This window comes from Arthrobacter globiformis NBRC 12137 (genome assembly GCF_000238915.1).
Taxonomy (GTDB): Bacteria; Actinomycetota; Actinomycetes; order Actinomycetales; family Micrococcaceae; genus Arthrobacter; species Arthrobacter globiformis.
Window position 1 is genome coordinate 219,727 of the sequence record NZ_BAEG01000037.1, and the last position, 12,592, is coordinate 232,318.

The window sequence follows — 12,592 nt, forward strand, 5'->3', positions numbered from 1 at the left end:
GCATTATTCCATCAGCCTCTTCCGCTCCTCTGCCAAAGGCCCTATAGTTCTTATAAATGAATGGTATTCATTTAGTGGTTCGCATCACTCACGCGGCCACAGAGAAAGGACATCATGCTGAATCTTGACCGCGACGTAGTGATCGTAGGCGCCGGCCCCTCCGGCCTTACCGCTGCCCGCCAACTGAAAAAGGCGGGCCTGACCGTCGCCGTGCTGGAAGCCCGTGACCGCGTGGGCGGCCGGACGTGGACCGACACCGTTGACGGTGCCATGCTCGAGATCGGCGGCCAGTGGGTATCGCCGGACCAGACCGCGCTGCTGGCCCTGCTGGACGAACTCGGACTGGAAACGTACTCCCGCTACCGCGAAGGGGAGTCCGTCTACATCGGGGCCGACGGCGCCCCGGTCCGCTACACCGGCGACATGTTCCCGGTCGGCGCCACCACGGCCGCCGAAATGGACAAGCTCATCGCGCTGCTGGACGAACTGGCGGCCGAGGTCGGACCCACCGAGCCCTGGGCGCATCCCAAGGCAAGGGAACTGGACACCATCTCCTTCCACCACTGGCTGCGCCAGAACTCCCCGGACGAGGAGGCCTGTAACAACATCGGTCTCTTCATCGCCGGCGGCATGCTTACCAAGCCGGCGCACGCCTTCTCCGCCCTGCAGGCCGTCCTGATGGCCGCCTCCGCCGGTTCCTTCACCCACCTGACGGATGAGGACTTCATCCTGGACAAGCGGGTTATCGGCGGGATGCAGCAGGTTTCCCTGCTGCAGGCAGCGGAACTGGGTGCCGACGTCGTCCTTAACAGCCCGGTGCGGACCATCCATTGGGAGGCTGACGGTGATGTTGGCCACCGGGTTACCGCCGTCTCGGACCGGGCCACGGTGAACGCGCGCTTCGTGATCATGGCCGTGCCGCCCAACCTGTACTCCCGCGTCTCCTTCAACCCGCCCCTGCCGCGCCGCCAGCACCAGATGCACCAGCACCAGTCGCTGGGCCTGGTCATCAAGGTGCACGCCGTCTACAGCACGCCGTTCTGGCGCGAGGACGGGCTCTCCGGTACCGGATTCGGTGCGGGCTCGCTGGTCCAGGAGGTCTACGACAACACCAACCACGGCGACACCCGTGGAACACTCGTGGGCTTCGTCTCGGATGAAAAGGCCGACGCCGTCTTCGAGCTGAGTGCCGACGACCGCCGCCGGGCCATCCTGGAATCGATCGCCGGCTTCCTGGGCGACAAGGCCCTCGAGCCGGAGGTGTACTACGAATCCGACTGGGGTTCCGAGGAGTGGACGCGCGGGGCTTACGCCGCCAGCTACGACCTTGGCGGGCTGCACCGGTACGGCAAGGACCAGCACGCTGCCGTCGGTCCCATCTACTGGTGCTCCTCCGACCTCGCCGCCGAAGGGTACCAGCACGTCGACGGGGCCGTCCGCATGGGCCAGGCCACCGCGGCCCGCATTGCGGAGGCCGCCGCAGCGACTGGCCAGCCTGAACTGGCGGACGCAGCGGCTGCCGTCGGCTGACCTGGCCGGCTGGAAAGTAAGCACGCTTACCAATAAGGTGGTTGTCAGGGCATTGACCCGGTTCAGCTGAACGCATCGAAGAGAACGCAATCGAGCAGAACGAGGTGACAGCATGGCAGGCACGGAAAGCATCAGCAAGGTCACGGACATCATCAACGACTCCCACATCGGAATGTTCACCACCATCAACGAGGAAGGCGCCCTGGTCAGCCGCCCACTGGCGGTCCAGGACGTTAAGGACGACGGCGACATGTGGTTCTTCACCGGGGAGGGAACCTCCCAGGTGGCCCACATCGCGGCGGACCCCCGGGTCAACGTGTCCTTCGGCAAGCGCACCGAGTGGGTGTCCGTGGCCGGGACCGCCGAGGTGGTGCGGGACCGTGCCAAGATCCACGAGCTCTGGAACCAGGCGGTTGAGGCCTGGTTCCCGGACGGGCCGGACACCCCCGGGGTGGTCCTGCTGCGCGTGGACTCCGACTCCGCCGAGTACTGGACCAGCCCGGGCGGCACCGCGGCGACTGTCCTGCAATGGGTCAAGTCGAAGGTCACGCACAGCCGCATGAGCGTGGGCGAGAGCGGGACCGTCGAACTGTAACGGCACACAGCAGCGCGGGGTCACTTCGACCCCGCGCTGCTGTGTGTTTACTGCTGTGTCCAGGCTTCCTTGACCTTCAGGGGTTCGATCTTGCCCATGATGAACAGGTAGTTGGCGGCACCGACCAGCGACACTGCGCCGATTACCGCGAGCGGCGCAACGAACGATCCCGTCTGGTCCACCAGCACGCCAATCAGGATCGGGGTAAAGATGCCGGCCAGGTTTGAGGCGAAGTTCTGCAGGCCGCCGATGGAACCCACGTGGCGGGAGCTGGGGGCGACGTCGGCCGGCAGCGACCAGATGCCGGTGGCGGCAACCGTCAGGCTGGAGTAGGCCACGGACAGGAGGGCGAGGGCCATCCAGGCTTCGGGCACCAGCGCGGCGAACATGATGACCGAGCCGCCGGCCAGGCCGCCGGCGATGGCGGTCTTGCGGACCTTGGTCACGGATGCCCCCGCCCGGACGGCGCGGTCGGCCAGGTAGCCGCCGAGCCAGCCGAACAGCACGGCACAGATGCCCGGAATGGCGCCAAAGAAGCCAAGCTTCAGGAGGTCGAAGCCGCGTTCCTTCACGAGGTAGCTGGGGAAGAACGTGATGAAGAAGTAGATGGCGCTGTTCAGGCAGAAGAAGCCGAACATCATGCTGAGCACCGTGCGGTACTTGAAGAGTGAGCGCCACGGGAGCTTGGCGGCGCCGGCATCATCGCTGGCTTCGCCGCGGGCGCCGCCTTCGCGGATGTAGTCCACCTCGGCGGTGTTGGCGCCCTGGTGCTCTTCGGGGCTGCGGTAGTACTTCCACCAGACGGCCGCCCAGATGATGCCGGCCACGCCGATGATGATGAACACCGCGTGCCAGGAGGTAAGGGCAACGATCAGGGTGACGATGGGCAGTGCGGTGACGGCGCCGACCCGCGAACCGGAGTCCCAGATGCTGGTGGCGAAGGCGCGCTCACGGACCGGGAACCAGGTGGCCACCACCTTGGCGGCCGTGCTGGGTGCCGGGCTCTCGCCGACGCCCAGCAGGAACCTGGCCGCGAACAGCGACCAAAAGCTGGACGCGGCGGCCGTGACCATGGTGAAGGCGGACCACCAGACCGCCGCCAGGGAGAACGACCGGCGGGGGCCCACCTTGTCCACGTACCAGCCGGCGGCGAGCTGGCAGAAGTCGTAGGCCCAGAAGAAGGCGGCGAAGATGAGCCCCTGCTGGGTGGCGGTGAGCTCAAAGTCCTTGCCCATGAACGGCAGGGCCACGCTGAGGCTCGAGCGGTCGAGGTAGTTGATGCTGAGGCCGATAAAGGCGAGCCAGATGATGACCCAGCGCTTTCGGGTCATCAGGCGGGGTGGCGTGGCGGATGGTGTGGCGGCGGTCTTGCTTCCGAGCGCAGTCATGCGGTCTCCTTCGACGTGAACATGGCTTCGGGTGCTGTGGGCACCGGCGGTAGGGGAAGACGCCGAAGGGATCGACGCTAAAATCATATAGGAATCTGGTTAATCATATAGATCAGGCAGCGCGGATCAAGGGGCAGTCGAAAAAAGTTTGCCCGGAGGCGTCGGGGCGCGTGGCTTATGATTCCCCCAGCGACTCCCGTCAGACCAGAATCAAGAGGTAACCGCGTGCCACCACGTCAATCGTCCGATACTTCCCGCGGAAAGGCTGCCGTCAGCGACGTGTACGCGTCCATGCGTGCGGCCATTCTCGAGGGTGAGATGGCCCCGGGCGCGCGCATCAACATCGACGCGGTCTCGCGCAGCCTCGGCGTGTCCCAGACGCCCGTGCGCGAGGTGCTCCAGCGCCTGGAGGGCGACAACCTGGTGGTCTACAGCCCCGGCCGCGGGTACAGTACCACGCCGCTGCTGGGCCTGGCTGAGCTGCGCTCGCTGTTTGAGTTCCGGCTGCTCGTGGAGCCCTGGGCTGCCCGGGTCGCCGCGGTCGACCGGCTGGCCAACCCGGCGGCCGCCCTGGGGAAGGAGCTCGCCGGTTTCAGGAGGACCATGAAGGTCACCAAGGACCTGCGCCAGGACCTCGTGGCGCACGACACCCGCTTCCACGACACCATCCTGGCCGCCTCGGGGAATCCCGTGGTCCGGCATGCGTTCGCGCAGACCCACTGCCACCTCCACACCTTCCGGCTCTATCCGGCCGACGTGGATGGCGCCATTACCGTCGCGGAGCATACTGCCGTCACGGATGCCATTGAGGCATGTGATCCGGAGGGGGCGGAGGCGGCCATGACCCGGCACATCCGCAACTCCTTCGACAGATTCGCCCAGGCCTTCGAGGGCGAGCTGGCCCCGCTGGAAGAGGTTGGCCCGCCCGGGAAGCGGATCATCAAATAGTCGGACCGGAACCGCTTCGACGGGCAAGCCCCGGCCACTGCGGCCGGGGTTTTTTCGTGCCCGGACCAGGGCAAGCTCGGGATCCCGGCGCCGGAAGGGCTTGATCTGGATCACGATTCCTATATGATTATCGAAATTCATATAGGAATCGCCCAGTCCGCCCCGACCTGAAAGAAGCATCCATGCCTTCCATCACCTCCGTCAGCACGCAGGACGTCCGGTTCCCCACGTCCCTGGAGCTTGACGGCTCCGACGCGGTCAACGTTGACCCCGATTACTCCGCTGCCTACGTCGTCATCCGCACCGACGCAGGCGACGAAGGCCACGGCTTCGTCTTCAGCTGCGGCCGCGGCAACGACATCCTCACCGCCGCCATCGACGCCTACGCCCGCCTCCTCGTCGGCCGGGACATCGACGGACTGATCTATGACCTCGGCGGTGCGTCCAAGCGCCTGGTCCACGACTCCCAGCTGCGCTGGCTGGGCCCCGAGAAGGGCGTGACGCAGATGGCCTGCGGTGCCCTGGTCAGTGCCCTCTGGGACATCCGGGCCCGGCGCGAGAACAAGCCCTTGTGGCTCCTGCTCAGCGAAATGAGCCCGGAAGAGCTGGTGAGCGTCGTCGACTTCACCCATATCCGCGACGCCCTCAGCCCCGAGGAAGCGCTGGAGATCCTGCGTGCCGGCCAGGACGGCAAGTCCGCCCGGATTGCTGCACTCAAGGCGGACGGGTTCCCGGCCTACACCACCTCGCCCGGCTGGCTCGGCTACAGCGACGAGAAGCTGGTGCGGCTGAGCAAGGAGGCCGCCGCCGAGGGCTTCTCGATGATCAAGCTCAAAGTGGGCGGCGACCTCAAGGACGACCGCCGCCGCATGGCCCTTGCCCGCGAGGCTGTGGGCGACCTGCCCATCGCGATTGATGCCAACCAGCGCTGGGAGGTTTCCGAGGCAATCGACTGGGTAAACGAGCTCGCTGAATTCAACCCCTACTGGATCGAAGAGCCCACCAGCACTGATGACATCCTGGGCCACGCCGACATTCGAAAGGGCGTTGCGCCCGTCCGGGTGGCCACCGGTGAGGCCGTGGCCAGCCGCATCGTGTTCAAGCAGCTTTTGCAGGCGGGGGCGATCGATGTCCTGCAGCTCGACTCCACCCGCGTGGGCGGCGTCAACGAGAACATCGCCAACCTCCTGCTCGCGGCCAAGTTCGGCGTCCCGGTCTGCCCGCACGCGGGCGGTGTGGGCCTGTGCGAACTGGTCCAGCACTTCTCCTTCTTCGACTATGCAGTGGTCAGCGGCAGCCAGGAGGGCCGCATGATCGAGTACGTCGACCACTTGCACGAGCATTTCGCCGAGCCGGTCCGGATCATCGGCGGGCGCTATGCCGCGCCGGTTCTTCCCGGGACGGGCGCCGAGATGCTGAGCGCGTCCCGCTCCCGCTGGGAGTTCCCCGCAGGCTCCGGCTGGCAGGAAGTGGGCAGCCGCGCTGCCGTGACAGGCGCAATCCTCGCTCCCGCCGGGGCCGCCCGATGACCGGCGCCGGCGCTGCCGTCATCGCTGCAGGAGCCACCACTGCCGAGGAGCTGAACACGGCCGTCGAGGCCGCGCAGTCGGCCTTTGAAAACGGCAGGACCGCGGATCCCACCACCCGTGCCGGCTGGCTGGAGGCCGTGGCCGGCGGGCTGGAGCAGGCCGCCGGAACGCTGGTGGAGATTGCCGCCCGCGAAACCCACCTGGGCGTTCCCCGGCTCGAGGCGGAGCTCAAGCGCACGGTCTTCCAGCTCCGGCTCTTCGCGGCCGAGATCCTGCAGGGCGAGCACTTCGACGCCACGATCGACCACGCCGACCCGCACTGGGGCATGGGTCCACGTCCGGATCTGCGGCGCTACAACGTTCCGCTCGGCGTCGTGGGCGTCTTCGGTGCATCCAACTTCCCCTTCGCGTTCAGCGTGATGGGCGGCGACAGCGCGTCGGCGCTCGCCGCCGGCTGCAGCGTGGTGCACAAGGCCCACGACGGCCACCGCGAACTTGCGGTCCGTACCGCCGAAACGGTGACCTCCGCACTGGAGGCTGCCGGGGCGCCGTCGGGCCTGTTCTCCCTGGTTTCCGGACGGCGGGCAGCGGAGGCACTCGTGGACCATCCGCTGGTGAAAGCCGTCGGCTTCACAGGTTCGACGGCGGGCGGCCGGGCGCTGCTGGACCGCGCCGCCGCGCGGCGCGAACCCATCCCGTTCTTCGGGGAGCTCGGTGGCATCAACGCCGTCTTTGTCACGCCGAACGCCTGGGCGGCCCGCCGCGAGGAGATCCTCACCGGCTATGCGGGCTCCTTCACGCTCGGCATGGGCCAGTTCTGCACCAAGCCGGGGCTGCTGTTCGTTCCGGCTGGCGGGTCTCCCGCAGGGACCGGGGCGGCCGGCCGTGTCCTGGCAGGTGCCCTTGCGGATTTCACGCCGGCGCAGTTGCTGAGCGAACGGCTGCATGGCGGCTACGCTGACGCGGTCCGCCGGCTCAGCGGCAGCCACGGAGTGGACGTGCTGCTCGAGGGGGACTTCGCGGCAGCACCGGCACCCACTGTCCTGCGCACCACGGCCGATGCGGTGCGCGCAGATCCCGGCATCTTGCGGCAGGAGATGTTCGGCCCGGCCAGCCTGGTGGTCGAATACACGGACCAGGCCGAGCTTCCGGGCCTCGCCGAACTGCTCGAGGGGCAGCTCACCACGACGCTGCAGGCGGAAGAGGACGACGACGTCGCCGGGCTCGCCGCCCGGCTCGCCGACATCAGCGGCCGGGTGTTGTGGAACGGCTGGCCCACCGGGGTCACCGTCAGTTACGCGCAGAACCACGGCGGCCCGTATCCGGCCGCTACGTCGGCCACCACCTCCGTGGGGACGGCCGCGATCCGGCGCTTCCTGCGGCCGGTGGCGTACCAGGCGTTCCCCGCCGCCCGCCTGCCGGAGCCGCTGCGGGACAGCAACCCGTGGCGAGTGCCGCAGCGCGTGGACGGAGTCTGGCGCAGGCCATCCGATGCCGGTTCCGGGGCGACGGTCGGGGGCAGGCCGTGACCGCGCCGCCGATTCCCGGGAGTTCCGTTCCTCCGGTAACCTCTGTCCTTCCGGATGACGCTGGCCAGGCGCTGCTGGTTGGCCGGATCTGGGACCCCGCCACCGGCGGTCCCCGGGTGGTGGCTCTCAGCGGGGACTCCGCCGTCGACCTGACGCGCCTGGCCGGAACCGTCTCGGAACTGCTCGAACTGCCTGATCCAGCCGCGGCAGTCCGTGCGGCGCTCCTTGACCCGGCACTGGGGGTACAGCGGTGGGCGACGGCCGACGTCGTCGCCGCCTCGCTGGCCGGTGACGCAGCACGCCCGCACCTGCTCGCACCGGTTGACCTGCAGGTCATCAAGGCCTGCGGCGTGACGTTTGTGGACAGCATGATCGAACGGGTGATCGAGGAAAGGTGCGCCGGCGACGCCGCTCGGGCGGCCGAGATGCGCGAGCTTGTCGGGAAGGCGCTCGGCGGAAGCATCGCCACGGTCCGGCCGGGGTCCCCGGAGGCGGCCGAGGCCAAGCGCGTCCTGATTGCCGAGGGGCTCTGGTCGCAGTATCTCGAGGTGGGCATCGGGCCGGACCCGGAGGTGTTCACGAAGGCGCCGGTGCTGTCCTCGGTGGGCCTGGGCGCGGGCATCGGGATTCCGCGGTTCTCCTCCTGGAACAACCCGGAGCCGGAACTGGTGCTGATCGTGACGTCCCGCGGCGAGGTGGTGGGCGCCACTCTGGGCAACGACGTCAACCTGCGCGACGTTGAGGGCCGCAGCGCCCTGCTGCTGGGCAAGGCCAAGGACAACAACGCGTCCAGTGCCCTCGGACCACTGATCAGGCTCTTCGACGGCAGCTTCACGGTGGACACCCTCCGTGAGGAGGAGATCCTGCTGCGTGTCGAAGGCCTGGACGGCTACCTGCTGGAGGGGCGGAACACGCTGGCGAGGATCAGCAGGCCCTTCGAGGAGCTCGTGGCGGCCACCCGCGGCAGGCACCACCAGTATCCGGACGGCTTCGCACTGTTCACCGGCACGCTTTTCGCACCGACCCAGGACCGCGACGAGCCGGGGCAGGGGTTCACGCACAAGCACGGGGATGTTGTGACCATCCGGAGCCGCCACCTCGGTGCCCTCATCAACCGGGTGGGCACGGCAGAGGAGCTCCCGGAGTGGACCTTCGGCCTGCGGCAGCTGTTCGGCTACCTCGCGGAGCAGCGGCAGGCGGAGCTAGCTCAGATGCAGGAGTAGTCGTAGTCGTAGCCGCCGGAGACGTACTGGGTGAGTGAGACACTGCCGCCGCCGGTCAGAGCGGCATTGGAGCAGTTGCGGGTGGCCGCGGCCAGGGTCCGTGCCCCGGCCAGCCAGCTGGGAAGCGTGAACAGCGGGCTGGCTGCGGGCACGGTGCCGGCGATCTGGGACCACTGCGTGGCGGTGGAGTAGATGCCGGTCTTCGCGTTGATGCTGCTGAAGAAGGCGACCATGCCCTCCAGGTCTGCCCGGTTGGCCACCTTGTCGCCGGACCAGGAGTTTCCGGTTTCCACGTCCAGCCACCAGGTGTAGGCGGAAGGGTTGCTGATGCCGCGGATGTACGCATCGTCGTAGGCCTTGGCCCAGCCGTACATGTAGGAGCAGGCCGGACCGACGTCGTTCGCCTTACAGTCGCCGTAGGGGTTGAAGACCTTGGTGCCGGCATACGTGTTGCTGGTGGGCCACCAGCTGCCGGCAAGACCGGGGTTGGCGGTGTTGACGTACAGCTGCACCTTGGGCTGGGCCGTGGTGCCCGACGAGGACGCCGCCCATGTCAGCTGGGTGGCCAGGCACGGGTTCGTCGTGTTCGCGAGGCCGTTGTTGACGCCCACGATCCCGAAAGCCGGACCTTTCGGCAGCGCCCTGCCGCACTGGGGCCAGGAAACATCATTGCCGACTCCCGCGGCGGCGGCCTCGGCCGGGACGGCCTGAAGCATCAGCACAATGGTGACGGCCAGCGCCGGAAGCCACCGGACCCTGGACAGAACTGATCGAGTAGCGGACATCATCGGCCTTCCTCGGGGCGGTCAACAAAGAAGGAACCAGCATCCGTTCGAATCCCTGCCCGGTCAAGGGGTTGTCCAGCTGACGGGCAGCTCCTTGACCCCGTAAACGATGGTGCTGTCCATCCGTTCCAGGTGGGCTCCCGGCGAGAGGGCCAGTCCGGGGAACCGGTCCAGAACGGCCTGCAGCGCGATCCTGGCTTCGAGCCTGGCCAGCGGGGCACCGAGGCAGAAGTGGATGCCGTGACCGAAGGCGAGGTGCCGGTTTGGCGTCCGGCCGATGTCGAATTGTCCAGGATCGCGGAATTGGCGCTCATCCCGGTTGGCCGAACCGATCCAGGCCACCAGCGGGGCGCCGGCCGGGATCCGGACGTCGCCCACTGCGGTGTCAGCAGCTGTCACGCGGTACATCGACTGGACGGGGGAGCGGTAGCGCAGCACCTCTTCGATGGCCTGGGGGAGCAGGGCCGGCTCGGCGCGGAGCCGCTCCATCGTTCCCGGCGCTTCGGTGAAACTGAGGACGGCGTTGCCGATCAGGTTGGTGGTGGTTTCATTTCCTGCCACGAGGAGCAGGCTGCAGAAGCCCAGGAGCTCGGCCACGCTCAGCCTCTGGCCTTCGATCTCGGCCATCAGCAGGTTGCTGATCAGATCGTTTCCGGGCTGGCGCCGGCGGTGTTCGATGAGGGCCAGGAAGTACTCGGTCATCTCCCGGTTGGTGGAGCTGTGGTCGGCGGTCCGGGGGCCTGCCTGCGTCTGGCTCACGATCACATCGGACCAGTGCTTGAACCGGTCGCGGTCCGCGGCAGGGACTCCCATGAGCTCCGCGATCACGATCACCGGCAGCGGGTAGGCCAGCTCGTCGATGAGGTCGGCCGATCCTTTGGAGGCAATCCCGTCCAGCAGCTCGTCCGTCAGCGCCGAGATACGGGGCGCAAGGGCCTCCACTGCCTTTGGCGTAAAGGCCTGCGTCACCAGGGAGCGCAATTGCCGGTGCCGCGGCGGATCGGCGGTGATCAGGCTTGCCGCGAACAGCTGGCCGGTCTCGGACGGATCGTCTCCTCCCATCTTCGAAGAGAACGTCCCGTGTTCAGAAAGTACCCGCTGGACGTCGTCGTACCGGAAGACATGCCAGCTTCCGGATTGCTCGTCGTGGAACACCGGAGCGGATTCCCGCATCCTGTCGTAATGCGGGAACGGGTCCAGCGAAGCCCCGTCGCTGCGCACGAAGTCCATGGCCGGCCTCTCTGCTCGGCCCGGCGCCCTTCCGGCATTAACCGGGGGCGTCCAGGCGGTGGGGCCAACAGGCCCGTAGGAGCCGAGTTTATTCCGGGAAGGCGCCCGCCGTCAGTAGCGTGGCAGGACTCAGCCAAACATCCAGGCCGCGCCCAGAAGCAGCGGGACTGCCAGGGCCGATGTAATGACCGCCGTGGATTGCGCCAGGTTCTGGCCCACGCCGTACCGGACGGCATAGAGGACCACGTTCTGGCCGGTGGGAAGTATGGCGCAGGCCGTGACAACGAAGGTGCTGAAGGTATCGAGGCGGAACACAAACACGGCAAGCAGCCAGGCGAGTGCCGGCTGGACGGCCGATTTAAGGATGACGGCGAACAGGGTGGGGACGCGGTCCGCCGTGCTTTGGCGGGGTGACAGGCCGTGCAGCGACATGCCGAAGATGATCAGCATCAGCGGAACCGTCAGCTGGGCGACCAGCTTCAGGGGATCCAGCACCAGGGCCGGAAGTTCAATTCCGGCCGCGCTGACGATGACGCCGAGAACTGCCGCCACCGTGACGGGGTTGCGCAGGGGAGTGGACAGAATGCTCCACACAGAGGCCCTTTTCCCCTCAGGATCGGTCAGGTCCAGGATGGTCAGCGCCACCGGGGTCACGAGCGCCAGCTGGAACAGCATGATGGGGGTGACGAACGTGGCGCTGCCGAGAATGTACAGGGACAGCGGAACGCCGAGGTTGGTGGAATTGACGATTCCCGTGGCCAGCGCGCCGATGGTGGTGCGCCGGACGCCCCACCGGCCGATGGCCCCGCTCAACGCGAACAGCGCCATGACGCACAGCGCCGTGACGACGGAGATGAGGCCAGTCTGGCTGAGGACTTCGGAAATATGCCGGGACGCGATGGTGGAGAACATCAGGCTTGGCAGCCCGACCATGAACGTCAGGGTGGACAGCACCTTCGTCCCGTGCGGTCCAAGCGCGTTTGTCCTGGCCAAAATGTAGCCGACGAGCAGGACCATGCCCACCACAAAGAATCCCTTTAAGACTCCATCCAAGGCGCTGTCCTCAATCGTCTGTTTCCCGCCCTTGCGACGCTGGACGGTCGGGGCTTATCTAAGACTACAGTGTTATTTAGTGCCTGGATCGTGTTCGGAAAGGCTTCGCGGCCCGGGGCCGCGGGTCAGTCTTCGGTGCTCCGCAGTCCCTGAAGGGCGCTCCAGTAGAGGCGGCTGCACCGCTGCACGAGTTGCTCGTCAGGCATGCTTGCCACCGCGCGGAAGTCCATGATCTCCCTGGAATTGAACAAGGCGTTGAACAGGGAAAGCGCGTAGGGAAGCTGGTCCGGGTCAACGCCGGCTTCATCGAGCAGCTGCCGGACAGGTGGCGCCCAGACCCGTTCCAGGGCGCGGGCGTGGGGTTCGCCCGCCTGCAGCCTTGTCAGGAACCCTTCGCGGGAGCGGACAAGAACCATGGCCGGACCGTATTCGGCCACCACCTTGAGCCATTGCGCCATGGTGTCGTTGAAGAGTGCCATGCCATTGCTTTTCAGGCCCTTCGTTGACTCGTAAAGCTCGTCGATGACGCTCAGCATGAACTTGCGGTGAAGCTCATCGAGCGTAGGAAAGTACCGGTAGGCCGTGGCCAGGGAGAGGCCCGCGCGTTCAGCCACGGCCGGCATGGTCGCCGAGCCCGGATCTTCACGGAGAAGTTCGCCGACAGCCACCACGAGTTCCTGCTGGTTGCGGATCGAATCCTGCCGAAGGCGACGCTGCCGCGGTGCGGCTGCTGGCTTCATTCGTCCTGCCCCTCCATGGGTTTGATGGCCGTACGTCGGTCA

10 protein-coding genes and 1 pseudogene are annotated in these 12,592 nt (G+C 67.1%); 6 read left to right on the forward strand and 5 right to left on the reverse strand.

Annotated elements, in window-relative coordinates; genetic code table 11:
• Nucleotides 1–102 precede the first annotated feature (102 nt).
• A pseudogene (locus ARGLB_RS06955) lies at nt 103–1,530 on the forward strand (flavin monoamine oxidase family protein); the annotation flags it as partial.
• Nucleotides 1,531–1,642: 112 nt separating this feature from the next.
• A complete protein-coding gene (locus ARGLB_RS06960; RefSeq protein ID WP_003800504.1) occupies nt 1,643–2,125 on the forward strand; it encodes a pyridoxamine 5'-phosphate oxidase family protein in 483 nt (160 codons plus the stop codon).
• A gap of 47 nt (nt 2,126–2,172) precedes the next feature.
• Here ARGLB_RS06960 and ARGLB_RS06965 read toward each other — a convergent pair whose 3' ends face one another.
• A complete protein-coding gene (locus tag ARGLB_RS06965) occupies nt 2,173–3,513 on the reverse strand; it encodes an MFS transporter (protein ID WP_003800505.1) in 1,341 nt (446 codons plus the stop codon).
• 225 nt (nt 3,514–3,738) lie between these two features.
• Here ARGLB_RS06965 and ARGLB_RS06970 point away from each other — a divergent pair, with 225 nt between their 5' ends.
• The 4 genes from ARGLB_RS06970 (at nt 3,739) to ARGLB_RS06985 (ending at nt 8,742) form a co-directional block, all read left to right on the forward strand.
• Complete coding sequence (locus ARGLB_RS06970; protein ID WP_003800506.1) at nt 3,739–4,461, forward strand: GntR family transcriptional regulator; 723 nt, start codon at nt 3,739–3,741, stop codon at nt 4,459–4,461.
• A 182-nt stretch (nt 4,462–4,643) separates the two neighbouring features.
• Nucleotides 4,644–5,990 (forward strand): L-fuconate dehydratase, encoded by a 1,347-nt coding sequence (locus ARGLB_RS06975; protein WP_003800507.1) that lies wholly within the window; start codon nt 4,644–4,646, stop codon nt 5,988–5,990.
• Entirely contained in the window at nt 5,987–7,519 is a 1,533-nt protein-coding gene (locus ARGLB_RS06980; RefSeq protein WP_003800508.1) for an aldehyde dehydrogenase (NADP(+)), read from the forward strand. The genes ARGLB_RS06975 and ARGLB_RS06980 overlap by 4 nt, the downstream gene beginning before the upstream one ends.
• On the forward strand, nt 7,516–8,742 hold the full coding sequence (locus ARGLB_RS06985) for a fumarylacetoacetate hydrolase family protein (RefSeq protein ID WP_003800510.1): 1,227 nt from the start codon (nt 7,516–7,518) through the stop codon (nt 8,740–8,742). The genes ARGLB_RS06980 and ARGLB_RS06985 overlap by 4 nt, the downstream gene beginning before the upstream one ends.
• Here the strand turns inward: ARGLB_RS06985 and ARGLB_RS06990 are convergent.
• The 4 genes from ARGLB_RS06990 to ARGLB_RS07005 all read right to left on the reverse strand — a co-directional run bounded on the left by ARGLB_RS06990 (nt 8,727) and on the right by ARGLB_RS07005 (nt 12,550).
• Nucleotides 8,727–9,530, reverse strand: a complete 804-nt coding sequence (locus ARGLB_RS06990; RefSeq protein ID WP_003800512.1) for a glycoside hydrolase family 25 domain-containing protein — start codon at nt 9,528–9,530, stop codon at nt 8,727–8,729. The two genes, ARGLB_RS06985 and ARGLB_RS06990, sit on opposite strands and share 16 nt — an antisense overlap.
• Nucleotides 9,531–9,590: 60 nt before the next feature.
• A complete protein-coding gene (locus ARGLB_RS06995; RefSeq protein WP_003800513.1) occupies nt 9,591–10,757 on the reverse strand; it encodes a cytochrome P450 in 1,167 nt (388 codons plus the stop codon).
• A 129-nt stretch (nt 10,758–10,886) separates the two neighbouring features.
• Nucleotides 10,887–11,810 (reverse strand): AEC family transporter, encoded by a 924-nt coding sequence (locus tag ARGLB_RS07000; protein ID WP_003800515.1) that lies wholly within the window; start codon nt 11,808–11,810, stop codon nt 10,887–10,889.
• 125 nt (nt 11,811–11,935) lie between these two features.
• Nucleotides 11,936–12,550 carry a TetR/AcrR family transcriptional regulator gene (locus tag ARGLB_RS07005; protein ID WP_043418225.1) on the reverse strand — a complete coding sequence of 205 codons (615 nt, stop codon included), beginning with the start codon at nt 12,548–12,550 and terminating at the stop codon, nt 11,936–11,938.
• Nucleotides 12,551–12,592: the final 42 nt, after the last annotated feature.

Bases quoted from the DNA above. Each gene is read 5' to 3' on its own strand.
- ARGLB_RS06960 (WP_003800504.1), top strand. From the start codon at position 1,643: ATGGCAGGCACGGAAAGCATCAGCAAGGTCACGGACATCATCAACGAC.
- ARGLB_RS06965 (WP_003800505.1), bottom strand. From the start codon at position 3,513: ATGACTGCGCTCGGAAGCAAGACCGCCGCCACACCATCCGCCACGCCA.
- ARGLB_RS06975 (WP_003800507.1), top strand. From the start codon at position 4,644: ATGCCTTCCATCACCTCCGTCAGCACGCAGGACGTCCGGTTCCCCACG.
- ARGLB_RS06980 (WP_003800508.1), top strand. From the start codon at position 5,987: ATGACCGGCGCCGGCGCTGCCGTCATCGCTGCAGGAGCCACCACTGCC.
- ARGLB_RS06990 (WP_003800512.1), bottom strand. From the start codon at position 9,530: ATGATGTCCGCTACTCGATCAGTTCTGTCCAGGGTCCGGTGGCTTCCG.
- ARGLB_RS06995 (WP_003800513.1), bottom strand. From the start codon at position 10,757: ATGGACTTCGTGCGCAGCGACGGGGCTTCGCTGGACCCGTTCCCGCAT.
- ARGLB_RS07005 (WP_043418225.1), bottom strand. From the start codon at position 12,550: ATGAAGCCAGCAGCCGCACCGCGGCAGCGTCGCCTTCGGCAGGATTCG.